At 43.6% G+C, this 24,879-nt stretch carries 26 protein-coding genes and 1 pseudogene; 10 read left to right on the forward strand and 17 right to left on the reverse strand.

Going from position 1 to position 24,879, the window contains the following annotated elements; all coding sequences use genetic code 11:
- Positions 1 to 53 precede the first annotated feature (53 nt).
- The 15 genes and pseudogenes from KFE98_21040 to KFE98_21110 form a co-directional block, all read right to left on the reverse strand.
- Positions 54 to 551: a hypothetical protein gene (locus tag KFE98_21040; GenBank protein ID UTW62455.1), complete on the reverse strand. Its 498-nt coding sequence runs from the start codon at positions 549 to 551 to the stop codon at positions 54 to 56.
- Position 552: 1 nt separating this feature from the next.
- A complete protein-coding gene (locus tag KFE98_21045) occupies positions 553 to 1,461 on the reverse strand; it encodes an AraC family transcriptional regulator (GenBank protein UTW62456.1) in 909 nt (302 codons plus the stop codon).
- 25 nt (positions 1,462 to 1,486) lie between these two features.
- Positions 1,487 to 2,350: an SDR family oxidoreductase gene (locus tag KFE98_21050; protein ID UTW62457.1), complete on the reverse strand. Its 864-nt coding sequence runs from the start codon at positions 2,348 to 2,350 to the stop codon at positions 1,487 to 1,489.
- 10 nt (positions 2,351 to 2,360) lie between these two features.
- Positions 2,361 to 2,792, reverse strand: coding sequence for a DUF2147 domain-containing protein (locus KFE98_21055; GenBank protein ID UTW62458.1), 432 nt, complete (start codon positions 2,790 to 2,792; stop codon positions 2,361 to 2,363).
- A 220-nt stretch (positions 2,793 to 3,012) separates the two neighbouring features.
- Positions 3,013 to 3,953, reverse strand: a pseudogene (locus KFE98_21060) (helix-turn-helix transcriptional regulator).
- A 123-nt stretch (positions 3,954 to 4,076) separates the two neighbouring features.
- Positions 4,077 to 4,880, reverse strand: a complete 804-nt coding sequence (locus KFE98_21065) for a prolyl oligopeptidase family serine peptidase (protein UTW64760.1) — start codon at positions 4,878 to 4,880, stop codon at positions 4,077 to 4,079.
- A gap of 235 nt (positions 4,881 to 5,115) precedes the next feature.
- A complete protein-coding gene (locus KFE98_21070; protein ID UTW62459.1) occupies positions 5,116 to 6,027 on the reverse strand; it encodes a helix-turn-helix transcriptional regulator in 912 nt (303 codons plus the stop codon).
- A gap of 10 nt (positions 6,028 to 6,037) precedes the next feature.
- Positions 6,038 to 6,400: a hypothetical protein gene (locus tag KFE98_21075; GenBank protein UTW62460.1), complete on the reverse strand. Its 363-nt coding sequence runs from the start codon at positions 6,398 to 6,400 to the stop codon at positions 6,038 to 6,040.
- Between the two features lie 4 nt (positions 6,401 to 6,404).
- Complete coding sequence (locus KFE98_21080) at positions 6,405 to 6,917, reverse strand: hypothetical protein (GenBank protein UTW62461.1); 513 nt, start codon at positions 6,915 to 6,917, stop codon at positions 6,405 to 6,407.
- An 80-nt stretch (positions 6,918 to 6,997) separates the two neighbouring features.
- Positions 6,998 to 7,810: an SDR family oxidoreductase gene (locus KFE98_21085; GenBank protein ID UTW62462.1), complete on the reverse strand. Its 813-nt coding sequence runs from the start codon at positions 7,808 to 7,810 to the stop codon at positions 6,998 to 7,000.
- Between the two features lie 81 nt (positions 7,811 to 7,891).
- Positions 7,892 to 8,806 carry an SDR family oxidoreductase gene (locus KFE98_21090; protein UTW62463.1) on the reverse strand — a complete coding sequence of 305 codons (915 nt, stop codon included), beginning with the start codon at positions 8,804 to 8,806 and terminating at the stop codon, positions 7,892 to 7,894.
- Between the two features lie 140 nt (positions 8,807 to 8,946).
- Positions 8,947 to 9,873 (reverse strand): helix-turn-helix transcriptional regulator, encoded by a 927-nt coding sequence (locus KFE98_21095; GenBank protein ID UTW62464.1) that lies wholly within the window; start codon positions 9,871 to 9,873, stop codon positions 8,947 to 8,949.
- Between the two features lie 48 nt (positions 9,874 to 9,921).
- The gene (locus tag KFE98_21100) at positions 9,922 to 10,296 is read right to left on the reverse strand and encodes a hypothetical protein (protein UTW62465.1); all 375 of its coding nucleotides are present in this window, start codon (positions 10,294 to 10,296) and stop codon (positions 9,922 to 9,924) included.
- Positions 10,297 to 10,317: 21 nt separating this feature from the next.
- The gene (locus KFE98_21105) at positions 10,318 to 11,253 is read right to left on the reverse strand and encodes an SDR family NAD(P)-dependent oxidoreductase (protein UTW62466.1); all 936 of its coding nucleotides are present in this window, start codon (positions 11,251 to 11,253) and stop codon (positions 10,318 to 10,320) included.
- A 125-nt stretch (positions 11,254 to 11,378) separates the two neighbouring features.
- Positions 11,379 to 12,320, reverse strand: coding sequence for an alpha/beta hydrolase (locus KFE98_21110; GenBank protein UTW64761.1), 942 nt, complete (start codon positions 12,318 to 12,320; stop codon positions 11,379 to 11,381).
- Positions 12,321 to 12,838: 518 nt separating this feature from the next.
- Between KFE98_21110 and KFE98_21115 the strand changes: the two genes are divergently transcribed.
- From KFE98_21115 to KFE98_21135, 5 genes are all read left to right on the forward strand, one after another.
- Positions 12,839 to 13,720 (forward strand): alpha/beta hydrolase, encoded by an 882-nt coding sequence (locus KFE98_21115; GenBank protein UTW62467.1) that lies wholly within the window; start codon positions 12,839 to 12,841, stop codon positions 13,718 to 13,720.
- A gap of 82 nt (positions 13,721 to 13,802) precedes the next feature.
- Positions 13,803 to 14,693, forward strand: a complete 891-nt coding sequence (locus tag KFE98_21120; protein UTW64762.1) for an alpha/beta hydrolase — start codon at positions 13,803 to 13,805, stop codon at positions 14,691 to 14,693.
- Positions 14,694 to 14,762: 69 nt separating this feature from the next.
- On the forward strand, positions 14,763 to 15,623 hold the full coding sequence (locus KFE98_21125; GenBank protein UTW64763.1) for an alpha/beta hydrolase: 861 nt from the start codon (positions 14,763 to 14,765) through the stop codon (positions 15,621 to 15,623).
- Positions 15,624 to 15,636: 13 nt separating this feature from the next.
- Positions 15,637 to 16,131 carry an SRPBCC family protein gene (locus KFE98_21130; GenBank protein ID UTW62468.1) on the forward strand — a complete coding sequence of 165 codons (495 nt, stop codon included), beginning with the start codon at positions 15,637 to 15,639 and terminating at the stop codon, positions 16,129 to 16,131.
- The gene (locus tag KFE98_21135) at positions 16,124 to 17,032 is read left to right on the forward strand and encodes an AraC family transcriptional regulator (protein UTW62469.1); all 909 of its coding nucleotides are present in this window, start codon (positions 16,124 to 16,126) and stop codon (positions 17,030 to 17,032) included. Before KFE98_21130 ends, KFE98_21135 begins: the two co-directional genes overlap by 8 nt.
- A gap of 57 nt (positions 17,033 to 17,089) precedes the next feature.
- Here the strand turns inward: KFE98_21135 and mnmE are convergent, their stop codons facing one another.
- On the reverse strand, positions 17,090 to 18,463 hold the full coding sequence (gene mnmE / locus KFE98_21140; protein UTW62470.1) for a tRNA uridine-5-carboxymethylaminomethyl(34) synthesis GTPase MnmE: 1,374 nt from the start codon (positions 18,461 to 18,463) through the stop codon (positions 17,090 to 17,092).
- Positions 18,464 to 18,746: 283 nt separating this feature from the next.
- On the opposite strand from mnmE, the gene KFE98_21145 reads away from it, so the two are divergent.
- The 4 genes from KFE98_21145 to xth all read left to right on the forward strand — a co-directional run bounded on the left by KFE98_21145 (position 18,747) and on the right by xth (position 22,690).
- On the forward strand, positions 18,747 to 19,688 hold the full coding sequence (locus KFE98_21145) for a T9SS type A sorting domain-containing protein (GenBank protein UTW62471.1): 942 nt from the start codon (positions 18,747 to 18,749) through the stop codon (positions 19,686 to 19,688).
- A 74-nt stretch (positions 19,689 to 19,762) separates the two neighbouring features.
- Positions 19,763 to 20,224, forward strand: a complete 462-nt coding sequence (locus KFE98_21150; protein ID UTW62472.1) for an RNA polymerase sigma factor — start codon at positions 19,763 to 19,765, stop codon at positions 20,222 to 20,224.
- Between the two features lie 250 nt (positions 20,225 to 20,474).
- On the forward strand, positions 20,475 to 21,839 hold the full coding sequence (locus KFE98_21155; protein ID UTW62473.1) for a hypothetical protein: 1,365 nt from the start codon (positions 20,475 to 20,477) through the stop codon (positions 21,837 to 21,839).
- A gap of 80 nt (positions 21,840 to 21,919) precedes the next feature.
- Positions 21,920 to 22,690, forward strand: coding sequence for an exodeoxyribonuclease III (gene xth, locus KFE98_21160; GenBank protein UTW62474.1), 771 nt, complete (start codon positions 21,920 to 21,922; stop codon positions 22,688 to 22,690).
- 80 nt (positions 22,691 to 22,770) lie between these two features.
- On the opposite strand, the gene KFE98_21165 is transcribed toward xth, so the two are convergent.
- Positions 22,771 to 23,712: a T9SS type A sorting domain-containing protein gene (locus KFE98_21165; GenBank protein UTW62475.1), complete on the reverse strand. Its 942-nt coding sequence runs from the start codon at positions 23,710 to 23,712 to the stop codon at positions 22,771 to 22,773.
- Positions 23,713 to 23,967: 255 nt separating this feature from the next.
- On the opposite strand from KFE98_21165, the gene sucD reads away from it, so the two are divergent.
- Positions 23,968 to 24,852: a succinate--CoA ligase subunit alpha gene (gene sucD, locus KFE98_21170; protein UTW62476.1), complete on the forward strand. Its 885-nt coding sequence runs from the start codon at positions 23,968 to 23,970 to the stop codon at positions 24,850 to 24,852.
- The last annotated feature ends 27 nt before the right edge of the window (positions 24,853 to 24,879 follow it).

Below are 24,879 nucleotides of genomic sequence, written 5' to 3' on the forward strand. Positions count from 1 at the left end.
TGATCCAGTTCCGGATCAACATAGGGCCTTGTGGCTTTCATAGGTCTTGTTGTTTATTGGATCGCTGCCTTGATGTGCTCCAAATAGATTTGGGCCCTTTCGGCAGCAAAGTGATCGATGTAGTAGGCCATCAACCCAAGGGTCATCATGGCCAGACTAATGGCTTTCCAGGTAGGTGAACCCAGCAGAAAAAAGAGAATGGCGCCACCGATGGTAAAGATGACGGCAAAGGGATAGGAGTATTTGAAGATTTCGTCAAAACCTTCTACCCGGGCCTTTTCGTTGAGGGCAAATTCTTTGGGGTTTTGCTGCCAGGCTTTTTCATAAACTGCTATCCGGCTTTTGTTGCTAAACGCCCCCGAAATTCCCATAACCAAAGGGATTAAACCCACAACCAAGGTTGGAATGACCAATGCCTTGGCATAGGGCGTGGTTCCAAATTTCCAGAAGAGGATGCCCCCTAAAACGACGATGGCTCCGATAATGGCCATAACAATGGCTTCTACAATTTCGCCCTTGGCCCAATTGACGGTGTGATGAATGAGTTCCATATCAACTTGCTTTTCGGAATTGAACAGGAGTTAGGCCCGTCTTTTTCTTGAACAGTCGACTGAAATACTGCGAATATTCAAAGCCAAGATCAAAGGCTATTTCGGATACACTTTTGTCACTGTTTAGGAGTTGACCTTTGGCTCTTTCAATCAGGGTATAATGAACATGTTCCAAAATACTCTTGCTGGTCGATTTCCTGATGAGTTCATTCAAATAATTGGAAGAGTAGTTGAGGTTATCAGCAAAATATTGAACCGTGGGTAATCCCTGACTTCGCTGATATCCTTCCTCAAAATAGCCTTCCAACAATTGAGTAAATCGGACCACCACATCTTGCGAAAATCGTTTCCGGGTAATAAACTGTCGGTTGTAAAATCGCTTGGAGTAATTCAATAACAATTCCAGGTTACTTACGATCACCTCTTCACTAAACTCATCAATATTTGAATCCAACTCCCATTGAATCTTCTTAAGAATGGATTCGATAATGGTTCTCTCCTTTTCAGAAATATGGAGTGCCTCGTTAGACTGGTAACTGAAGAAATGAAAATCCTTCATTTTTCTATCCAGATCAAAGGCTTTGAGTAGATCGGAATGAAAAAACAATACCCAGCCCTGGTCGGCCCGAACCTCATCATCAAAGGAGTATTCGATTACCTGTTCAGGCGCTAAATAAACCAAAGATCCTTCCTGGTAATCGTAAGTTTCTCGTCCGTATTTAAGTGATCCGTGCTCGTCGTTTTTAAAAGATATCTGATAAAAATCACAGATATACTTGTAATCCGGCACCGCCTTAACAAAGGGTTTATCCGAAAAATCCATGAAGGCAATCAGCGGGTGTTTGGGCCCGGGAAGCTCCATAAACTTGAATAATTCGGTCAATGATTTTATGGTATAAAACTCACTCATTCTTATCTACAAAGTTTCAAATTATCTAAAGACCAACATGCTCTTTGGAAAGTCCCCATACTTTTTCCACCAAATCATCATCCAAAGCTTCCGGATTGGGGTCACGGATTTCACTTTCATAAACGAATTGACCGTTGACATCTTCAAAATCATCAGACACGGCCAATCGTACAATCCTCTCGGCCCCCACTTCGGGCTTAGAGGCGAAAAAATGCATGTAAGGCACGCCAATTATTTTTTCCCAGCCCTTAATTTGGTGTAAGAGATTGGTTTTAATAAAGCCTGGATTCAGCGCATTTACGGTCACTCCAGTACCCTTGAGCTCCCGGGCCATTTTACGGGTTACCATGTTCATGGCCAATTTGGCCTGTGCGTAGGATTGTAGGGTGCTCCAGCCCTTGGTTAGTTGGATATCATCGAGATGAATGTGTCCATTTTTCTGCATGGCTGAAGACAGGTTAATAATTCGTGCCGGTGCAGAAGCTTTAATCCGATCGAGCAATAGGTTGTTAAGTAAAAATGGAGCCAGGTGATTGACCGCCCAGGACATTTCCATCCCCTCTTCAGTGATTACTCGCTCGCCAGCATTCATTCCTGCACAATTAACGAGAATGTCAATTTTGGGGCAACGATCCAATACTTCCTGGGCCGCACTCCGAATACTTTTTTGAGAAGACAAATCGCAATGCACGTAATGGATATTCTCATTTCCAGAGGCCTTCCTGATCTCCTGAATGGCCTGCCTGGACTTGGTTTCGTTTCGGCCAAATAGCATGATTTTGGCTCCCATTTCAGCCAGTTGTTGCGCGGCTACTTTCCCCATTCCGTCCGTACCTCCGGTAAAGACGACGGTTTTATCCTTCAAATCTTTGTTCCAATGCTTTTCCATGATTTCTCCTTTATTTGATTCGACTCCATTTTGTGGTTTGCCCCAAGGCCGGAATTCCCAGGTAACCTCTTAAGTGAAGTACTCCTTTTTCTATCCAGATGTAGCACTTGTAGGTATCTCCATCTTCGGCATTGTAGATTCTACCGTCCTCATACTCTTCCCCATCAAAAGCCAAACCGGTAAGGATGGTGGCTCCCACCATATCCCGGGATCTTAGAGCTTCATCGGGGTTGTTGACATCCTTTTTGGAAGTGCCGTCTGGGTTTACAATGTTTTTGCCCCATAGCAGTTTTCCGCAGTAGGTGCTTCCACAGGAAAAAATCTCGATTTTTCCGTCTTTGTCTTCTGTCTCCCAGACTCCCAGAATTTCATCTGCCTTCTGCTGGGACCATCCCGTTAGGCCACCCAACAATACGAGAGTGGTCAATACCATTTTTTGCATCTTTTTCTAATTCTAAAATGAGAGGATAAAGGTCCTAAGAAAGAAGGGCCAATGCTGTATACAATCCACGCGTTGTTGTATACATTTCACCGGTAAGAAATGAAAGATAAAAGACTGGTAAACAGAAGATTTAAAAAGAAGACCTCAGGATCCCTCAGCCTTCCATAAGAATCCAATTTTAGGATGGATAATTGGAACCTTTTTGAATCAAGAATCCACTCTAATTCGGGGAGTTTTTCAAAGCGTAGTTCTTCGGACTCATCCCGGTCTTTTTCTTAAAGAACTTGCTAAAATTCTGAGGTTGTTCAAATCCAAGTCCATAAGCAATTTCGCTGATGGTATCGGGGCTGTTAGCCAAAAGCGATTTCGCTCTTTCGATCAAGTAATAATGAATGTGCTCCAAGGCACTTTTACCCGTTTCTTGCTTCAGTAAATCCCCAGGTAATTGGGTGACAAATGAAGCTGTTCGGCCAGGTATTTGACTGACGGCAGCCCTTGTTGAGCCACTCCTTCCGATTCGAAATATTGGGTAAGTAGATCTTCAAACCTGGCTACAACTCCCTTGCTGTGGTTGCTCCGGGTAATGAATTGACGACCATAAAACCGCTTGCAATAATTAAAGAGCACTTCCAGGTTAGAAACGATCAAATCGTGACTAAAGGCATCCAGGTTCATGCTGTATTCTCCTTCGATCACCTGAACAACTGAATAGAGTGTTTGCTTTTCCTTTTCTGAAACGTGCAAGGCCTCATTGGCATCGTAGGAGAAGAAGGTGTACTCCTTTATCTTTTGATCGAGAAAACTCGTTCTTATCAAATCCGGATGAAAATAGAGTCCCCAGCCCTCCGGATAGGCCCGATTGTCAATATCAGATACTACGGTCACTTGCTCCGGAGCCATACACAATAGTGAGGCTTCCGTAAAATCGTATTCCTTGCGTCCGTAAAGGAAGTTAGCATCATCGAGCTTCTTTAAGGCCACGCAGTACAAGCCCAAAACGGTGGGAATATCGTTTACCGATTCCTGAACTTTAATCTTTGAAAAATCAATAAGAGTGATTAGCGGATGTACGGGTTTTGAAGGGTATCCCAAGATCTCGTGCAACTTGCTGATAGAGGTTACTATCCTTTTGGCTTTCTGATTTTGCTTTGACCGAGTCATCCGTTCATTCTTTTGTCAGTAGTGTAATATTAGGTAAAAGCCTCTAATGGAATGTCATTGGAGGCTCTCGTTTAAATAAACCAGAGGCCTAAATACGACGGCCTCTGGTCATTTACTCATTCTTTACTTCATGTATTTGTCAAACCACTCCAACATCATTTCCGGATGTTTCCCAAAGTAGTTGTAGCCATCAAATCGTTTGGTAGTTCCTTCTACCCAAAACAGTTTTTTGTCCTCTGCGCCCAACCGATCAAAAGTGGTTTGAACATCGTCTGGTATGGTCCAAACATCCTCTCTCACTTGAATAATGAAGGTAGGAACTTTTACATTGGCCGCATAGTGATGTGGAGACATTTCACTACTCTTAAATCCTCCGAGCTTCACTTGTTCCTCGTCCAAAACATCCAGGTGATCGCCTAGTCCCATTCCGTTTAAGGTCACCTGAGACATAATATTCATAGATGCAGGCTGTGGGCAAACAAAGGCTTTTACGTCCTCAAAATACTCAGGATGTTTGGTCATGGCTACCATGGCCGCATCTCCTCCTGCACATGGATTGAAAAGCCCTACCGTCATATTTTTCAAAGCCTCATTTCCTTGAACGTATTGCATGGCTCCAACCACATCCTGGTATTCATGTAAACCTACTCCACAAACATGGTTATCTGCGGACGCACTCGTTCCATGATTTCTGAGGTCATAGGTCAATACATTGTACCCGGCGTCATGCAGTGCTTTGTACAGCGGATGAAAATTTACATGCACATCACTGAATGCACTCCAGGGCTCCATGTGTCCTGGAAAACCGGTCCGGTTAAAGGTCATGGGGTGATTGCAAATAATGAGCTTATCTGAATTTGCCGGAATATACCAGGCAGACAAAGAGGTACCATCCATAGATGGGAAGGTAATTTCTTCGAATTCCATTCCATAGTCAGAAGGTGTCTCCAATAAGGGTGTGGGGTGATCCACAAAAGTATATCCCTTGGCCAAGCCTTTAATTGTCTCTAATTGTTCTGCTGTTATTTGTGCCATTTTTTCGATTTTTTTGAATTGAAAAGATTAGGACACAAAGGTCTGAACACGAAGGTGGTGGGCACTTATCCGTATTACAGGATAACATAGCCATTTTACAGGATGACAGCCATCTATTCCCTTAGAATCAATTCAAATTCAACCGAAATTCTTTAGGAGTCAATCCCGTTTTTTTCTTGAATAAACGACTGAAGTATGGGGGATGCTCAAAGCCGAGTTCAAAGGCAATTTGAGAAATGGATTCTTCACTATTGAGGAGTTTGTTTTTCGCTTTTTTGATCAAGGCATTGTGAAGATGATCCTGTGCGCTCAATCCGGTTTCTTTTTTGAGCAAATCGCTGAAATAACTGGAAGACAAATGAAGTTCATCCGAAAAATAGCTTACCGAGGGCAACCCTTTTTCCTGAAGTTCAGGTGAGTCTACATATTCTTTTAGCAGCCCTTCAAATTTGGATAGTAAATCGCTATTGACGGCTTTTCGGGTTTTAAACTGCCTGCCATAAAAGCGTTTGATGTAGTTCAGCAGCAGTTCGATGTTAGAAACCAAAAGATCGTTGCTGTAGTCATCCATGTTCTGCTCACTCTCTTCCTGAATTTTAAAAACAATTTGATTGAGCGTTTCTTTTTCCTTTTCGGAAAGATGAAGCGCCTCGTGAGTCACGTAATCAAAGAACCCGAATTTGGAAATGGAGGACTGCAACGGATAACCTTGAATGAGGTCTGGATGAAAGTACAATGCCCAACCTTCCATATCGCCTTTCTTGATATTGCCATCGATCGTAAAAACCTGACCCGGTGACATACCCAAAAGAACGCCTTCCTGAAAATCAAAATAGCGCTGCCCATATAAAACGGGGGTAGCAGCAAACTTGGTTTTCATGGAGATGGTGTAGAGCGATGTAGCCACCTTGTGGTGGGATGTACTCATCAATTCTGCTTCAGACAGATCCACCAAGCTGATGAGGGGATGTGCGGGTTTAGGATACCCCATGGCTTTGTGAAAATCGGTGATGGATTCAATTTTGAAAATATCCGACATAGTACGAAAGTTAGCTTTTTTGGGAGGATCTGTATATCCACCATCCCACATAAATAAATAGGAATTGAAAAACCAGTCTGATTAAGGGAAGCGGAGGCTCACCAATCGCCGGATCGTCGCGAAATAAATCCCACACATGAATAGGCAAAAAGCCAATCATTAACACCGAAAAGCCAATGCCACCCCACTTTCTATACTTCTCCCACACCAGGGCAAATCCAACTGGAAGCAAAGCCATAACAGCAGCAACATTGGCCACCGAAGCGGGAATGAAATCGGGGATCATGGGGGCGAATTGATCGGGTTGAAACACATGCCAGCCCGCCATCGCGAATAAAAAAATGGAAATGAAATAGGCAAGGGTCGTTCTCATGAAATTAAGGGTTAAATTTAGAAATGTGTTCAATGCCCTCTTGATACACCTCCATGGATGGATGTGAAGAAACTTTTTCGAGAAAAATGATCAGGGAAAAGGTGATAACCACCGACAGCGATACTCCCGACCAAAAGTTGGATTTATCCCACAAAACCACAAGCAAGCCAGCTACCAACATCCCCGAGAAAATGTAGAGATACATTGGGAACTCGGCCATGGTTTTAGCCATACGAACTTTTTCAGTTTCCAAAGCCTCACCTCTATTCGTTTCGTAAATGCTGATGGTGGACTGCTGTTGCTTCCCTACATAAGATCGATAGGATAATCCCATGGCTAAAAAGAGCAAGCCACACACGATAGCGCCAATCTTAAAACCTTGGTTCAAGTCACTTGCCTTAAACACGAAATGAGTTAACACGGCCAAGAGCATCATAAAAGCGCCCATGATGGCAATGTGATTGGCGGAGAGTTTCTGCGCCTTGGAGTAGGCATCGAGTAAATCTAGAAGTTCCATTTTTTGAAGATTAAGAAGTGCACCGACCCTATTACTGAGCCGATGCACATTTGTCTTTTCAGATTAAAGAATTCAGAGGGTTAGATGCCAAATTGTCCAGCCATCATTTGATAGAAGGCCTTGTCATCCATTTGCTGACGGGCCCCCATCACTTGTTCCGCATCGGGTCCAGCCAAATAGCGAAGCCGATCTGTGTTGTCGGTAGCAGCTTCGTATACCACCTCAGCAATGCTGCCTGACGTACTCAGGTTTTCCATCATTCCTTGAACGCCGGCCATGTACTTATTCATGCCGGCTTGATACTCAACCAACTCATCATCCACAGCCATAGAAATGCTATTGATAAATTCGGTGGCCACTCCCCCGGGCTCCACCAACTTAAGGTTAATACCTAAGGGCTTCAATTCATACTGGCTACATTCGGTCATCCCTTCTAAGGCGTGCTTGGTGGAATGATACAAAGCCTGGTAAGGAAAACAGGCTCGACCTACGATGGAAGATACATTGACGATAGTTCCGGCTTTTTGGGCCCGGAAGTGCGGTAAAATAGCCTTGGTTGTGCGAATCACCCCAAACACATTCACATCAAAAATGCGTTTCATGAGTTCCTCAGAAGATGCTTCTAATACGCCCATCATACCGAAGCCAGCGTTGTTAACCAATACATCAATACGTCCAAACTTTTCAATACCTGCGGCAATGGCTCGGTCGATGGTTTCCTGCTTGGTTACGTCCAATTCAGCAACGAGTACATTTTCAAGTTGACTGAGCTCAGCGCCATCTTCTACTTTGCGCATGGTGGCGATAACATTCCATCCATGGGCTTGAAAGATTTGAGCTGCTGATTTACCAATTCCGGTTGAACTACCAGTTATTAATACGGTCTTATTCATTTTATCTTATTTAGTTGTTAATCCAGTCTTTAGTGAGGCCAAATCGGGTTGCAAGCCTCTATCACAGAATGACTAAAGCAATTAGGCGAAGGAAAACTCCTTCTGAATGAGTTGCTCACTTACCTTCCAAAGTCTCTGCGTTTCAGGCCGATTGTTGGCCATTGGGTTGGGCTCGTTGATAATAGGGTAACCACGGAAATTGCCCATTTTGGCCGGCCCATAGTACTCCCCTCCTTTGACCTTGGGATCCGTGGCTGCACGCAAGGTGGGTAGAATACCCATTTCCACTTTTTGGGCCATCAAGGCATTCATGATTCTCCCTTGCAATCCCATGTGCTGCTGCAAATTGGTAGCCGTATATCCCGGGTGCGCCATCAGGCAGGTTACTTGACTGTGCTTTTCTTGAAGCTTTCGATTGAGCTCCGCGGCAAACATCATGTTGGCCAACTTACTTTGGGCGTATGAAGCCATCTTGTCGTAAGACTTTTCAAATTGCAAGTCATTCCAATAAATGTTAGCCTTTTTCATTTTGGCCACCAAACTGCTCAACACCACAATTCGTGAATTGGGAGTTGCTTCGAGTACATCTAAGAGCTCACTGGTAAGTAGGAAATGCCCCAAATGATTGGTCCCAAATTGACCTTCAAAACCTTGTTTGGTTTCAAATCGTTGCACCGGCATCATCACCCCGGCATTGTTAATCAACACATCGAGCTGGCTGTATCTTTTTTTGAATTCGTCGGCAAAGGATTTTACCGATTCCAAATCTGCCAGATCGAGCTTCATCAAAATGACCTTGGCATGCGGTACCTCTTGCTTAAGCTTAGCTACGGCCTTCTCCCCTTTTTGGAGATTACGAGCCGTCATTATTACTTGTGCTCCCAAACTGGCCAAAACCTGAGAAGTTCCGAAGCCAAGTCCACTATTTGCACCGGTTACCAAGAAGGTTTTGCCTCGTTGATCGCGGATATTATTTGCTGTCCAATTTTTGCTCATCACGGTATTGTTTTAATGATGGTACAAAGTTGAGCAGGCTGCCGGCCATAAGTGTTATACTAATTCCGGGAGGTTAGATACTATTCGTGGATTGGGTTGGAAAGTGTGATTCAATGGCTTGAATCCGGACATTGGATGGATCAATTATTGGAATTCATCAAAGAAAACTCTTTCGGACTCATCCCGGTCTTTTTCTTAAACAACCTGGAGAAGTATTGCGGGTATTCGAATCCCAGTTTGTAGGCTGTTTCAGAAATAGAAGAATTAGGAGCCAATAGCATATTCTTGGCCTCGTCTATCAAAAACAAGTTGATTTGATCGATAGCTGTTTTTCCGGTTTCGGCTTTGATGGAATCGCTCAAATAGCGGTGGCCCACTCCCAACTCTGCAGCGATAAAATCAACTGTTGGAATGCCATTACTCATGAGCTTTTCGGCATCGAAATACTCATTCAGCACTTGACTAAACTGAGCGAGAACGGTTTGGTTAATGGGCTTTCTGTCCAAAAACTGCCTCTTGTAGAAACGATCGGAGTATTGTAACAAAGTACTCAATTGAGAAATGAGCAGCTCTTTTGAAAATTCATCCTGGTTGTTGTGGTATTCGGTTTCAATGTTTTTAAAGATGGATTTAATCAACTTTTCCTCTTTTGGAGCCAGGTGTAAGGCCTCATTTACCCGGTACTCAAAAAAGCTGTACTTCTTAATCTGCCGGTACAAATCCGTTCCACGTATAAAGTCTTTGTGAAACATCAGGTGATAGGCTTCCGAACTGAATACCAAACCTTTGAACACCATGGTTTGTTTGGGTGCGGTAAACAGCATAGTTCCACTGTTGCAATCGTATTTGGTTTTGCCGTAGGTGAGCTCGCCCGAGATAATGTTCTTTAAACTGATGCTGTAGAAATTGCAGGTCAGGCTAATTTCTTCCTGGGCTTCATCGCAGCTGCCATCATCATTCGCCTTATTTGCACCATGGTGAGAAGCACTGAATAAAGGATTCTCGGGTGCGGGCAACTCATTGAAGTTATGAAAATCTGTGATCGTGTTAAATACCAGTTCTTTCATGATTCTAAGTTAAAACAGTTCAAACTAATTATCTCCTTATCAGGAATTTCAAATTTTTCCGATAACCCTCGGAATTAATTCCAACGTGGATGCTTCATGCTTCTTTCGGTCATAGGTCAGGCGCATTAACCAATACATGATATTCATCTTTCTGAAGTAGGCCTTATTCACTTTAGGGTTGATGCTTTCAAGATCCGTTGGAACTACCCCATCAATTGGAACTACCTCATCTCCCAGCTTCATGGCACCTTCCGAATGATCCAAAAAGGCATGGTACCAGCTCCGTCCTCCAAACTTGTATTGGCGCACAAAAAATCGGCCTTCTGTTTGAACAATGGTAATATCAATAAAACGGTGATCACCGCACCGTATTTGATGGACCCATTTTGCATCCACCCGTTTTATCATTTCCTGCTTTGTCATGTCCTCGATTGTTCAGGGATATTACATAAAGTCTTCGACCTTCAAATTCAACATTTTCTGGGTTTTATCCCACAATTTATCAATGTCTTCATCCTTAAAGTGGGTTCGATCTATTTCAATCGGAATGGGAGCTCCGGTCGATTCTCTCTTCTTGGGCGAATAAACCACTTTGGGCTTGGCGTCATCGGCTATCAATGCTTCAATGGCTGGTAAAGCGCCATCGTATAAACTTTGGCTAATGCCCAACATTCCTGACACCCCATTCATTACCCTACCGAGTAGTTTCATGGAGAAGGTATCTGCTTGCTCAAAAAGATTTGTTCTGGACCAACCAGGGTGGCAAGACAAAGACATCGAACTCGAGCCTATTCTTTCAAATTCATCTTGAAGTTTTACCGCAAACAGAATGGAGCAAAGTTTGGCCTTACAGTATTCCTGCATTTGGTTAAAATCAGAAGGATTCACGCACATAAGATGATCCACATCCAGGTCGTTTTTTAAGAATCGTTTGTAACCGATACTGGAAAAAGTAACAATTCTACTTCCATCTTTTAAAACCGGCAATAGCTGAGTGGTTATCGCAAAATGTCCCAAATAATTGACGGCCAATTGTTGTTCCAATTTATCTGCAGTTAGGGCATATTTATTACCCCCTCCACCGGCATTGTTGGCCAGAAAGTCGATTTTGCCATAGCTACTTGTAATTCGCTGGCTAAACTTTCTAATACTTTCTAAATGAGTAATATCTACCACCTCAATTTCGAGATTGGCATGAGGTATTTCGTCTTTCAAACGTTTCTTGGCATCCTGCAGCTTTTCCACGTTTCGCGAAGCCATAATGACTTTGCAATGGTGTTTGGCCAAATGGTAAGTAATGCCGTATCCGGTTCCACTGTTAGCTCCCGTTACGATGGCCACCTTGCCACTTAAATCTGGAATGTTTTGGTAATTATTCATAGTCGAGGGTTTTGAATTATGGATCAATGTGGGATAAGCAAGCCTTCCATCCATTCTACATTATGGCAATGAATGAAAGGAACTCCATGATGCGCTAGTTCAAAATGGAGTTCCTTAGGGTCTCATTATTTATTGAAAAATTCTGCTGCAGCATCGGCGGAAGCGTTTACTGCTTCTGGCTTGTAGTAAAAATCAACATGGCCAAACTCGTCAAAGGCGATCACCTCAGGATTGTTGGTCAGCTTCTCGATAAAACCGGTAGAGCAAATAGCTGTAGAGGCACTGGTTCCGTAGATAACCAAAGTGGGCTGAACAATTTTATCCGCATAAGCCTCTCCGATAGAGATAAGAGATTGCATGGCCTGATCACCAATGTGCATGTTGGTAAAGCTCTCCACCGCCTTAGGACCTCTATAACCATCTCTTCCGTAGTAGTCGTAGGATTCACCCGCCATTGCCGGATAGGCTGCAGCTCCCACGAATTCTTCTCTGGATTGCTCGTCATTTAGTCCAAAAGGTGCTACGTAATCAGGTTCACCCGTTTCGTACTGCTTTTGCATAGAAGCATTGGCCGCAGCGATCATTTGGTTGGCCGCTTCCCGGTCCGTCCATTGGAAAGCATCGGCTGCCATCATTCCGGAAACCGTAGCAATTTTCTTAATTCGGTGATCGGTTACCGCTGCAGAGGCGATGATAGAACCACCCTGGCATACTCCAAGTCCATATATCTCATCAACAAAAGGAAGCGTACCTAAGTAAGAAACAGCATCCCATGTATTTTCCAAAAGTCTAAACATGTATCTGGATTGTTTAAATTCTCCTGGAAGTGCCGGAGAAGCTCCCATTCCCAAATAGTCGAATCCCAAGAAGATGAATCCTCTTTCGGCCATTTCTGGTCCATAGGTAGCCATCACTTGTTCCTTCACTTGAGGAAACGGACTGGCACTTACAATGGCTTTGTACTTTTTGCTGGCATCAAAACCTTCTGGGAGGTATAGATCTCCCGCTAATTCTACTCCAAATGATTTGAAAGTAACTTCGTTCTTTCCTGCTTTTAAGTTTTCCATGGTATTGTTTTTTACGTTGTTATTTGTTTGGGCTGATAGGTTTAATGAAGTGGCTATCAGGAGCCCGGTTAATGTTTTTGCGATTGTTTTCATATTCAACTGATTTTTGAAAAATGATACAAGACAAAGGTCCGCAGAGACTAAGCGAAACCACTTAAACATTTCTGTAGAAGACTTATACATTTTGGTAGGAGGCCTTGGAATTCCCTAAGCCGATTGGTCTTTAAATTCCAAGCAACGATGGGATGTTTAGCTTGTGAATGGGGTTATTGGCTTGTATTACGATGGCAGATTGAACCAAGGATTAATTAAGGCAGTACACCTTAACAAATACAAATCGAAGGACAATTTAGAATGAATGATTGGGTCCAGGAGGATTGAACCAATATAATCCTGGATGATATCATCCTGCAATATGTTTCCTCTTTACAGGAATATATTTCTGCCCTGCCCTATACAATCAACGGACCTTTGTTTTAAACATTCAAACCCTCGCTATTATGATCGCTAAAATGTTAATGAAAAGAGTAGTACCAGCAGTCGCCAATACCAGGAGGTCTCCGGTTTTAAGAAGACCAGATGAATATGATATGGTCTATGAAGATGTTTCATTTCCTTCTTTGGATGGTTTACCATTAGAAGGCTGGTATATTCCGGCCAAACAACCTTCCCAAAAAGTAGTTATTTGCAACCATTTCTCTCCAGGTAATCGCTATGGATATGCAGGCCACATTAAGCCCTGGAAGGGTGCTGGCGGATTTGAAGTAAACTTTCTCCCCAAATACAAGGCACTTGTAGAAGCAGGCTATAACGTTTTCGCTTATGATTTGCGAGGTCATGGGATGAGTACCCCAGGACAAAATGGAGCCTACAATCCAAAATTCTTTGAATACAAAGATGTCATTGGCTCAATGAACTACGTCAAAAACCGACCTGATACTCAAGGAATGGAAATTCACTTACACAGTATGTGTTTGGGTGGAAATTCCACCTTGGTAGCCATGCGCAAACATCCTGAAGTTTTCGAAGGTGTTAAATCCATGATGTTACTCCAACCTATTTCTGGTGACGCATTGGTAAGAAAACTGGCTAAAAACATGAAGTTAGGTAAGGCTGGGTACGACGCATTTGAACAACAATACAGGGAGTTGTATGGATTTGCCATCAATGATGCTTCACCCATTGATGATGCCAGGTATGTAAAGGTGCCAACGTTTGTGGCTCAAGTCAGAAAGGACTCTTTTACCTATGCTGAAGAGGACGTTCAAGCCGTATTTGACGCAATTCCTCACACGGACAAAGACCTGTATTGGATTGAAGGAACAACGCAGCGTTTTAAAGGCTACACCTACTTTTCAGAGCATCCCGAACAAATGATTGATTGGTATAACAAGCACTAATTGCTGAAATTCTAAATACGGAAAAATGAAAACAAGTAATTCCATAAAAATTCTCCTGCTGCTTCCTGTAGTAGCGCTACTCATGGCTGGTTGCGGTAAAACCGTTTCTAACCTGATGATTAAACCCGGTAGCTCACCGGTGTTCGAAACTCCGGAACAATATGGCCTAGCCTATGAAGACGTAAGCTTTAAAACATCCGATGGTGTAACTCTTTCTGGCTGGTTAATAAAAGGAAACACGGATAAAGTAATTATTCAATCTCACTTTGGGGTCCAGTGTTCTTGTGCTGGTTTTACCCAAAAGGGAAAGGGAATGATGAAAAACGCTTTATGGACGGATGATATCCATTTCCTAAATCAGGCCAAGTACCTGGTTGATGCTGGTTACTCCGTGTTGATGTATGATTTACGAAATCATGGGAACAGCGGTGAAGGAACCACCCCCTGGATTACGTGGGGAACTGAAGAACGCAAGGATGTTTTGGCTGCGGTTGATTTTATTTCGAATCACCAGGATTATAAAGATGCCTCTATCGGGTTACTCAGTATTTGTATGGGAGCTGCATCGAGCACGTTCGCTTTTGGCCTGGAGGAGGAACTGTCGAAGAATGATCAGGTTAAAACCATGATTGCTGTTCAACCCCTAACGTACGACTACTTCACTGAAGCTTTGGGCATGCCTAACTCTGCAGTAAAAAGTGGAAACAAATACAGCAAAGAAAAACGCGGTGTTGACCTTACGGGCGACTCTTTTTTGCCTTATGTGAAAGACATCAACAAACCCACATTGGTTATTCAAAACAGCAATGACCCTATGACCAACATGGATATGGTTAACCAATACTACAATAACCTTCTGGTAGAAAAAGAAATGATGTGGTTAGACTTAGACAAAAAACGAGGCGCAGCCTACGATTGGCTTGGCAATAACCCCGAACCCATTCTTAATTGGTTCAACAAATACATGAATTAATAATCTGATAATCCTAAAACTATGGAAACGGACCAAACAACAGAATTCTTAAACAGCTTAGCCTACAACTTGGCTAAACCTATTAGAACTAAAATCCTGAGAAAACCTGACGAATATGGTTTAAACTATGAAGAAGTAACCTTTAAAGCCGCGGATGGTGTAGAATTACATGCCTGGTTTATCCCTTCGGATTCAAACAAATTGATCATTCACAACCACTTTTCACCGGCAAGCCGATACGGGTTTCCGGGTCACATGAAAAACTTTGAGGCATCTGGTGGGTTCGAGGTAAATTTCTTACCCAAGTACAAGGCCTTACACGATGCCGGTTACAATATATTAACCTACGACATGCGCAACCATGGAGAAAGTGATTCTTCAGAAAATGAGATTTGTGGCGTTGGTTATTGGGAATGGCAAGATGTGATCGGTTCTTTACGATTCGCCAAAAGCTTTGAAAAAACCAAAGACATGGACATCTCCCTTCAAAGCATGTGTATGGGAGCAAACTCTACTCTAAGAGCCATGCACAATGCTCCTGAAGAGTTTGAGGGAATAAAAAGCTGGATACTCATCCAGCCGCTACACGGCCAGACTTGCATTGAAAGAAGTTTGGAAGCCATGGGAATGAATATAGAAGACGGAATCACCGAATTTATACCCATTAATAAAGAGCTAACCGGCCTTTCATTTGATGACCATAACATGCGTCAATTTGTAAAGGATGTAAAAATTCCAACTTTGGTTCTACAAGTTAGAAACGATAGGGTATCTCGTGAAAGCGACATTCAAGAGATTTATGACAACCTGGAGGTTCCTATGAAAGATATTATTTGGATTGAAGATACCCCATGGCGTTTTCATGGTTATACGTATTTTTCTGAATATCCGCAGGAAATGATTGCTTGGTATGATAAATTCATGAAATAAAACCATGTTACTAATGACAATTTTAAGTTCAAAATGGATGTTAGCAGGATTAGCCCTATTGGCTATCCTGCTTATCCTGTTTGTAATGGGTAAAAAAGAAGTAAAAACGAGCATCGTAATAAATGCTTCCACCGATCAAGTGTGGCAAGCCTTAAGTAGTCCTGAGAAAATTAAAGAATGGAATACTGTGCTTATTCCCCTTTCAGGAGAGTTTAAAGAAGGTACAATGGTTCAGTACAATTTTGTTCAGGATGAAAATAGCAGTACCCAGCTCGGTGCCAAAGTGGTTAAAATCGAGCCGAAGCGGCTAATTAATCAAGAAGGTGGACCTGTTGGAATTCTCACCTTTAATCACAGCTATATTTTGGAACCTGATGGTGACCTTTGTCGCGTTACTATTCACGAAAAATACCGAGGTATAATGGTTCCTTTCTGGAATCCGAATGCGGTAGAAAAAGCCTACGAAAGATTGCTGCAACAGCTTAAAAACCACGTAGAGAATGAGTAACATTTTCACAATAGAATCGGTAAGTCAAATCCATGAGTTTTTGGGATTATCTGGCCCCAAACATCCATTAATAACCGTTCTGCCGATTGACGAACGAATCGTTACTGCAAACTATGGCGATACTACTTTTGTCATGGATCTGTTTCAAATCAGTCTAAAAAAAGGGATTGAAGGAAACATTTCCTATGGACGTAATTCTTACGACTTTAAGGATGGCACCGTGGTTTTTACCAAACCGGATCAAGCCATGAAGTTTTCCACCCAGGAAGACTTTAGCAATGTATCGGGTTGGACCATCATATTTCACCCTGATTTGATTCGTAAATCAGAATTGGGAAAGATTATTGATAACTACGATTTTTTCTCCTATGAAATCTTTGAAGCCCTTCACCTATCAACCGAAGAACAGGAAGTACTTACCGAATTAGCGGAAAAGATTAAAAGAGAATACGAATACATTATTGACCGCCATAGTCAGGAATTGATGGTGTCGAACATTAAACTCTTACTGGATTATTGCACCCGGTATTACGATCGTCAATTTTACACCCGTTCGAATCTGAATAAAGACCTGGTCAGTCGATTTGAGTTGTTGCTTCACAATTATTTTAAGGAGGATAAACAACGAGCGCTGGGTGTACCAACGGTAAAGTACTTTGGAGAGGCTATGAATATGTCCGCGCATTACTTAAGCGATATGCTTAAAAAAGAAAGTGGCCGGAGCGCACAGGATCACATTTATACTCACTTAATGGATTTGGCCAAAACCCGATTGCTAAATTCAACCGCACCTATTAGTCAAATAGCCTATGGATTGGGTTTTGAATACCCCAATCACTTCAGCAAGCTGTTTAAATCAAAGGTAGGGATGAGTCCAGTAGATTTCAGGTCAAATAACTGAACAAAAGCCACAGTAAGTTAATGATATTGGAGAAGTCTACTGTTTACGTTTCGATGCTTACTTCCCAATACAAAACTTCGAAAAGATATTCCCCAACAAATCATCGGTGGTGATCTCTCCAGTGATCTCGCCCAGGTGGAATAGGGCTTGACGAATATCAGCGGCCAACAGATCGCCGGATATGCCCATTTGCATGCCATTTTGAACCGCATCCAATGCTTCGGCGGTTTTGGTCAGCGACTGAAAGTGGCGAATGTTGGTGATTAAGGTTTCGTTTTCTCCCGTGCGTCCGGAAAGAACCAACTGGACCAATTTATCTTTCAGCTCTTGGAGTCCCTCCTTTTGCTTGGCAGAAAGCGAAACAAACTCGAGGTCATTTTGAAAGGCTGCAATTTTCTGATCGTCTACCTTATCGCTTTTATTGGCCAGGGAAAGAATAACGGCCTCTTCCCCACTCCGTTGTTGAAGTTCTACCAAGTTGTTGGCGGCTTCTTCCGGAGTATTGTTCGTTAAATCAAATAGATAAAGAACGATATCGGCGCTTTCCATTTTTTCCCAGGCGCGTTGTACGCCCATAGCCTCCACGGTATCCTCGGTTTGGCGTAGACCGGCTGTATCGATAAAGCGGAAATAGATGCCTTCGATCACCATTTCGTCTTCCACGGTATCCCGAGTGGTTCCAGCGATGTCGGTTACCAAAGCACGCTCTTCATTGAGTAAAGCGTTTAGCAAAGTCGACTTTCCGGCATTGGGCTTACCGACAATGGCTACAGGGACTCCATTTCGAATGGCATTCCCGGTTTTAAACGAAGCGATGAGCCCGGAAATGACTTTTAGGGTTTTCTGAATCAGTTCTTCCAGTTGCGTGCGGTCAGCAAACTCAACATCTTCCTCACTAAAATCGAGTTCCAGCTCGACCAGGGATGCGAAATGAATAAGCTGTTCGCGCAACTCTTTGATTTGTCGGGAAAATCCACCACGCATCTGATTCATAGCAACCTTATGGGCGGCTTCAGAATTGGAGGCAATTAAATCAGCCACGGCCTCAGCCTGACTCAAATCGAGTTTTCCATTGAGAAATGCGCGCAGAGTAAATTCTCCCGGCTCAGCAGGAACGGCACCTTTGCTTGTGAGCAAACGCATCACATTTTGGAGAATGTAGGGAGAACCGTGGCAAGAAATTTCAACCACCTCTTCGCCGGTATAACTTTTCCCATCTTTAAAGAGCGTCATCAACACCTCATCCAGAATGGTTTCTCCATCCCGAATATCACCAAAGTGAGCCGTATGCCCAGCCTTGTTCGATAAATCCTTGGAAAAAACTGAATTCGCAATACTAATAGCCTCTGGACCAGAAAGGCGAATTACGCCAATAGCACCTACCCCCTGAGGAGTGGCCAAAGCAACGATGGTAGAATCCGATACATTCATACGGCGGCAAAAGTAACTCCTTAAAACGACACCCCCTTTGTAAGGAATTTTAAATGTTCAATTTTCAAGTTAAACGCTAAACAGTCATCCCGCTATCCGTACCCCAAAAAAATTGAGAATTGAATATTGATCCTGAAAATTGAAAATTAACTCCCCCCAATTCCCACTAAAAAAATTGAGAATTGAATATTGATCCTGAAAATTGAAAATTATTCCCCCTCTTCCCCCCTTTTGCCAAATCGCCATCGTTCCATTAAGCATAAACACAAAACATTCATTAATCATGAAAACTCAGCATTTACTTTTTACCCTCCTTTTTTCGCTCCTTGGCTGCTTTGGCCTTCAGGCGCAGACTTACTACATGTACGGACAGGTGATCAATATTTCATCACCCACAATCGTAAGCATTGATGCTAACGGATCTACACGAACCGTTACAACCGATTCACTGGGAAACTTCTCAGATAGTGTAAACACCATGGGAACTACCCAAGGATATATTTCGGCTACCGTGATCGATTGCAACGGAAATTCTCAACGTGCCAGTGGAAGTTGGAATCCCGGAACCTCGGTATGGTCAACTACGGTTCAATTGGATGGATGCCCAAACACTCCACCTCCACCACCCGCATGCAAGGCTTTATTTTCCGTCAGTCAGGTTTACCAGAGTGGACCGGGGCAAGCTCCAATTCCTTTCAACGTTATGATTCATAACCGGTCGACTGGAAGCAACCCAACTTATTTGTGGGATTTTGGAGATGGCTCCACGTCCACTCAGGCTAAACCAGTTCATGTGTACAGCGGCAATGGTCCATACAAAGTATGCCTTACGGTTACATCCGGATCCTGCACGGATACCTACTGCGATACTGTAAAGATCGATTCCAATGGTCACGTAACCCGTGGAGCAGGACTTACCCTCTGGGTAGATGAGTACGATGAGAGCAAATTGACTTCTGTGGCGTCTCACCACCGGGAAGAAGTTAATTTCAAAGCTTATCCTAATCCCGCCAACGATCAGCTTATGATTTCTGTAGAGGCGGAAGAAGGTCAATCCATGCAATTGGAAATGATGACCTTAACAGGAAAGGTTGTTCTGGCAGCACAAGAGGATTGGACAGGTTCTCCGGTCACTCTCGATATTCAGGATTTGGCACCTGGTATTTACTTGCTAAATGTCCGTTCTGAAAACTGGAATGCCGTTCAGCGCATTGTTGTTGAATAAGTAACCATCAACTCTCAATCAGTGAATGGCGACCGCTTATTTCGGTGGCCATTTGCTGTTAGTATTCACGCGGATTGGACGCATTAGATAAGTCGTTACTGAAGGCGATTCGGAAAGGGGATCGTCGAGCTCAGCTGAAATTGTACGATAGCTGTTTCAGTCTGTTAATGGGTGTGGCCATCCGTTACCGACTGGATCCAGACAAGTCTGCCGAGTTAATTAACGACACTTTTATCAAAGCGCTTAAAAAGCTGGATCACTATCAGGTGGGCACCTCGTTTCGAGCCTGGATTAAGACCATAATGATACACACGGTGATTGACGATTTTCGGAAGCAACAACGCAACCGAGAGATGGCAGCCACCGATGAGCAATTGGAATACGGAGGCAAGCAGGTGGCTTATAACGACTACATACGCGATGAAAGGATTCGGGAAATTCTAAAGGTCCTGGAGGTACTCCCCCGGCTACCCGCTATGTGTTCAACCTGTTTGCGCTGGAGGGATACGCCCACAAAGAGATTGCCGAATTGCTAAGCATATCGGTAGAAACCTCCAAGTGGCACGTGAAGGAAGCTCGCAAAAAATTGAGCGGTTATTACAAATTCATTACGAACGAATAGGAAAAGAAGGTGGAAGATTTAGACAAGTTTCTGCAAGACGCCCGGAGTTCTCTGGACAATGCTGAGTTCGAAATCAAGGATTCTTACCGGAATGATCTCATTTCCCGGTTAGACTCTCTTCAGGCCGAAGCCCCAAGAAGAAAAAAGGAGGATGGTTTTTCTTCTTGGGTGACCTGCTAATGCTTTTGGCCTTCTCCGGATGGTTTGCAGCCTCTCCTTCCGCCCATTCAATTTTCCCAATTCCTACTAACGATTCTATCTACTCCACTCCCGTATTGGCTGAAAGCGTCGCTGATAACACCTCTGCCAAACCTACCCGAGCGTCGAAAGGTATCAGCACTACACCAGCCGCAAACACCAAGTCATCAAATGCAGCAATTTCCAAAGAGCAACCCAATCAAGAAGTAGCACAGGCCAAGTCAACTGCTTCGACTATCCCTGAAATCCATCCATTGGAAAAGGATTATCAGGAAACTGTCGGGGGTCAATATTCAGCAGTATCAAATTCAGCCTTTTTCTCCGCTGATGAAAAGCCAGAAGAAAATCAAAGGCTGCAACCTGAGCAGAAGGAAACCACCCACTTGCACTCCGATGTAGAATTGGAAAATATCGCTTCGAATGAGGGTATCGGATTTATGCCCCGTCTTTCCTGGTCATTGTTTCAACAGGAGTTTCTACACTATATTGAGCAGGGCGAAACCTCGGAGCATTCTTTCGAAAATGAGGAAAGAGATCGAGTCAAACAAAATACCCCTTCACTGTGGAGTTTATCGATGACCGGTGGTGCTCAAATCAGTATTCCAGGCAAACTTGATTACGGCAACCAGCAAGAGGCTAAAAATGTAACCAGCTCTTCCCTCCTTTCCCCAAGTATTCATTTTGGGGTACAACGGTCCTTGGCCAATGAGCGATTTGCCTTAGGAACTGGATTCCAATATTCGCAATTGGGTGAATCCGTCACTTTTGAAACCCGGGGCGAAGAGTTTAGGATTTTGCCCTTTCAGATTTCAGATACCAGTTTCGAAATCAATGATAGAAGTTATGAAATTTATGACTCTACCTTCATACAAGGACGCTGGCATGTAGACACCACTTTGGTCATTCAGATCGATACGCAAACGACCATCACCCATCAGGTAAAAGACAGTTTAGTCAGCGACTCGGTGACCTATTCACACCAAGGAAAAAACAGCTACAACTATTTTGAAGTCCCGATTTATCTCAGCTATACCGTGCTAAACCGGCCTGCCTGGAAGGTCCATGTAAATCCGGGAATCAGCTTGGGATTTGCCTCCATTCGTTCGCATAGCCTCAATCCTTATCTGGCCGAAGACCAAAAAGCAAACAGCAATAAATGGATGGTTACCGCTCTTTTGTATGCCGACATTGAAAGGCGAATAACTCCCAACCTGTGGATGCATTTGGGGGCTGGCACCCAATACACCTTGTATTCTGGACTAAAGTCAGGTAACAACCGCCGAAATTATGGGTTGATCCAATCTCGCTTCGGCCTCACCTATCGGTTTTGATCCAGGAAATAGTCGGCTCGAATACTTGCCGATTGGCGATTCCGGTTTAATTTCGAAGTTTACTTTCAAATTCTGCAAGAATGGCTTCAAAATTGATATCCTGGAATGTTAACGGAGTGCGGGCTGCCGTCAAAAAAGGGCTCATTGATATTATCTACGATCTGAATCCCGACGTACTTTGTTTGCAAGAAACCAAAGCACAGGATGATCAAGTAGCAGAGGCCTTGCAAGATTTGAAGGGATACCATGTTTATTCCAATTCTGCCGTTAAAAAGGGGTATTCGGGAACAGCCATTATCAGCAAGGAAAAACCCTTGAGCATTCATCCCAATATCGGTATCACTGAGCATGATCAGGAAGGCCGGGTATTGATGGCTGAGTTTGAAGATTACTACCTGGTAACGGTTTATGTACCCAACTCCCAAAACAAATTGGCCCGCCTTGATTACCGGGCAAATTGGGACCACGATTTCCGTATGTACCTGGACAATCTTCAGAAAACCAAGCCCGTAGTTGTTTGTGGAGATATGAACGTATGTCACCGTGAAATTGACATCGCCCGGCCTAAGCCGAACTACAACAAATCTCCTGGATATACCCAAAAGGAAATTGACGGAATGGACAACTTTATCGACGAATCGGGCTTTGTAGACACCTTCCGTGCGCTGCACCCCGATGAAGTAAAATACAGCTGGTGGAGCCTACGCGGTGGAGCCCGAGCCAATAACGTGGGCTGGCGTATCGATTACTTCCTGGTATCCCAAGGCATGTTCGAAAAAGTGCAAGAGGCCGATATTTTGACCGAAGTAATGGGCTCTGACCATTGTCCGGTTTTGCTTCAGCTTAGCTAAGAGAGGACGGTTTTGAGGACGAAGACGAGAACGAAGACGAGGACGAGAACGACTGCTTTGTTTTTGCCTTTTTGCTTGGCTTAGTTCCTGAGTACTTTTTGATAGTGTACCTGCTGATCGTTCACCTTTAGGGAAATGAAATAGTAGCCTTTGGGCAAATCTGCTTCTGGCCTCCATTCTGCCGTGTACTTCTCTGCATTCAAGTTTTCTTCCGAAAGGTGGGCCACTTCATTGCCCTGCATGTCAAACACACTTATTTTGACCTGAGCTGGGCGGAATACACCATAGAATATCTCAACCCGATCGGTAAAAGGGTTGGGACTAACCCGGTAAATCATCCCCTTATCTACATGAGCTTCGTTTAATCCGGTAGAAACACCCTGTCCGTCCACAATAACATCCCAGGAGCCTTCCCAAACGCCCTGGCCATTTTTATGTACACTTATCGTTCGATCGGTAGCATCGAATTGTCCCGATGAAATCGAAGCGGCAGCATCGCCCGGAATATCTGTATCACCGAGAAAATAGAGCTGCGTGGTGAGTGTTGTTCCTCCTGGAGGCGTGATCTTAAAATGGATATGTGCCGGTCTGTATTGAGCCCCGTTCAGGTATTTACCCGGCATAATGGTTTCAAACTGAAAAAATCCGTTGAAATTGGATTTGGTTTGCCCTCGAAGCTTGTAGCCTACATTGTCATAAGCCCCGGCATCATCAGCATGCCATACATCAATGATAGTATCAGGAATCACCTGGGAACAATCCAGATTCGTAACTCGACCACTTATGATCAACCGTTCGCCCGGTTCAGAAGAATCGGCCAATTTCCCTCCCTGAATCTGGGGTGGATTGGCTGTATAAAAAGGACCTTCACCATAATAATCCAGGGTAGTTGGATCGCAGGCATCGGTTATATTTCCGGTTGCCATTGCGTCTTTGGATACCAAAGGCAACACGCCCAAAGACAAGGCTCCCAGGGTGGTATTTTTAAGAAATTTTCGTCGCGAATTTTTTTTAGAAGCCATATCTCTCGGAATTTGTTCATCACAAATATCGGTTTATTGATGTTTGTAGAATTGGACTTTTTTCCGAATGGGTGGTAGTTATTCCGGTTGTTAACTGGAAAAAGTAGGATACTGAATTCCCGACTTTCAAACGAGAATGGTCGGTAAATTGCACTTGCTTTTCCCTGTCCAAAAAGCCTGCAAAATTCCCCTTGCCAGAAACCCACAAACCCTTACTTTTGGACTCCCTTATAAACAACGAGATAATTCGAAACAATGAGCGTATTAGTCAATAAAGATTCTAAGGTCATCGTACAGGGTTTCACCGGAGGTGAAGGAACCTTTCACGCAGGCCAGATGATTGAATATGGAACCAACGTGGTAGGTGGAGTAACTCCTGGAAAAGGTGGACAGACTCACTTGGATCGTCCGGTTTTTAATACTGTTGAAGACGCGGTTAAACAAACCGGGGCTGACGTAACTATCATTTTTGTACCACCTGCTTTTGCCGCTGACGCAATTATGGAAGCTGCTGAAGCTGGTATTAAAGTAATTGTTGCGATTACAGAAGGTATTCCAGTTGCCGACATGGTTAACGTGAAAAACTACTTGAGCAACTTCGACTGTACGTTGGTAGGTCCAAACTGCCCAGGTGTTATTACCCCAGGTGAAGCCAAAGTGGGTATCATGCCAGGATTTGTTTTCAAATCAGGTAAAATCGGAATCGTTTCTAAGTCTGGTACCCTTACCTACGAAGCTGCTGATCAGGTAGTGAAAGCTGGATTGGGAATTTCTACCGCTATCGGAATTGGTGGAGACCCTATCATTGGTACCTCTACTAAAGCTGCTGTTCAGCGTTTGGTAGAAGATCCTGACACCGAAGCCATCGTTATGATTGGTGAGATTGGTGGTAACTACGAAGCTCAGGCTTCTCGCTGGTTGAAAGAAATTGGTAACCCAAAACCTGTTGTAGGATTTATCGCTGGTCAAACCGCTCCTAAAGGAAAAAGAATGGGTCACGCTGGTGCGATCATCGGTGGAAAAGACGATACTGCTGAGGCTAAAATGGCTATTATGCGTGAATGTGGAATTCACGTGGCAGAAAGCCCCGCTCAAATTGGACACACTTTGCTTGAAGCCCTTAAAGGCGTTCAGGCTTAAGCTTGTACCTCATAAATTAAGGAAAAC

This window comes from bacterium SCSIO 12741 (genome assembly GCA_024398055.1).
Lineage (GTDB): Bacteria > Bacteroidota > Bacteroidia > Flavobacteriales_G > Salibacteraceae > SCSIO-12741.

What these genes read in the sequence shown, in the direction of transcription:
- KFE98_21040 (UTW62455.1), bottom strand. Translation starts at nt 551, where the DNA reads ATGGAACTCATTCATCACACCGTCAATTGGGCCAAGGGCGAAATTGTA.
- KFE98_21045 (UTW62456.1), bottom strand. Translation starts at nt 1,461, where the DNA reads ATGAGTGAGTTTTATACCATAAAATCATTGACCGAATTATTCAAGTTT.
- KFE98_21050 (UTW62457.1), bottom strand. Translation starts at nt 2,350, where the DNA reads ATGGAAAAGCATTGGAACAAAGATTTGAAGGATAAAACCGTCGTCTTT.
- KFE98_21055 (UTW62458.1), bottom strand. Translation starts at nt 2,792, where the DNA reads ATGCAAAAAATGGTATTGACCACTCTCGTATTGTTGGGTGGCCTAACG.
- KFE98_21065 (UTW64760.1), bottom strand. Translation starts at nt 4,880, where the DNA reads ATGGAATTCGAAGAAATTACCTTCCCATCTATGGATGGTACCTCTTTG.
- KFE98_21070 (UTW62459.1), bottom strand. Translation starts at nt 6,027, where the DNA reads ATGTCGGATATTTTCAAAATTGAATCCATCACCGATTTTCACAAAGCC.
- KFE98_21075 (UTW62460.1), bottom strand. Translation starts at nt 6,400, where the DNA reads ATGAGAACGACCCTTGCCTATTTCATTTCCATTTTTTTATTCGCGATG.
- KFE98_21080 (UTW62461.1), bottom strand. Translation starts at nt 6,917, where the DNA reads ATGGAACTTCTAGATTTACTCGATGCCTACTCCAAGGCGCAGAAACTC.
- KFE98_21085 (UTW62462.1), bottom strand. Translation starts at nt 7,810, where the DNA reads ATGAATAAGACCGTATTAATAACTGGTAGTTCAACCGGAATTGGTAAA.
- KFE98_21090 (UTW62463.1), bottom strand. Translation starts at nt 8,806, where the DNA reads ATGAGCAAAAATTGGACAGCAAATAATATCCGCGATCAACGAGGCAAA.
- KFE98_21095 (UTW62464.1), bottom strand. Translation starts at nt 9,873, where the DNA reads ATGAAAGAACTGGTATTTAACACGATCACAGATTTTCATAACTTCAAT.
- KFE98_21100 (UTW62465.1), bottom strand. Translation starts at nt 10,296, where the DNA reads ATGACAAAGCAGGAAATGATAAAACGGGTGGATGCAAAATGGGTCCAT.
- KFE98_21105 (UTW62466.1), bottom strand. Translation starts at nt 11,253, where the DNA reads ATGAATAATTACCAAAACATTCCAGATTTAAGTGGCAAGGTGGCCATC.
- KFE98_21110 (UTW64761.1), bottom strand. Translation starts at nt 12,320, where the DNA reads ATGGAAAACTTAAAAGCAGGAAAGAACGAAGTTACTTTCAAATCATTT.
- KFE98_21115 (UTW62467.1), top strand. Translation starts at nt 12,839, where the DNA reads ATGAAAAGAGTAGTACCAGCAGTCGCCAATACCAGGAGGTCTCCGGTT.
- KFE98_21120 (UTW64762.1), top strand. Translation starts at nt 13,803, where the DNA reads ATGGCTGGTTGCGGTAAAACCGTTTCTAACCTGATGATTAAACCCGGT.
- KFE98_21130 (UTW62468.1), top strand. Translation starts at nt 15,637, where the DNA reads ATGACAATTTTAAGTTCAAAATGGATGTTAGCAGGATTAGCCCTATTG.
- KFE98_21135 (UTW62469.1), top strand. Translation starts at nt 16,124, where the DNA reads ATGAGTAACATTTTCACAATAGAATCGGTAAGTCAAATCCATGAGTTT.
- mnmE (UTW62470.1), bottom strand. Translation starts at nt 18,463, where the DNA reads ATGAATGTATCGGATTCTACCATCGTTGCTTTGGCCACTCCTCAGGGG.
- KFE98_21145 (UTW62471.1), top strand. Translation starts at nt 18,747, where the DNA reads ATGAAAACTCAGCATTTACTTTTTACCCTCCTTTTTTCGCTCCTTGGC.
- xth (UTW62474.1), top strand. Translation starts at nt 21,920, where the DNA reads ATGGCTTCAAAATTGATATCCTGGAATGTTAACGGAGTGCGGGCTGCC.
- KFE98_21165 (UTW62475.1), bottom strand. Translation starts at nt 23,712, where the DNA reads ATGGCTTCTAAAAAAAATTCGCGACGAAAATTTCTTAAAAATACCACC.
- sucD (UTW62476.1), top strand. Translation starts at nt 23,968, where the DNA reads ATGAGCGTATTAGTCAATAAAGATTCTAAGGTCATCGTACAGGGTTTC.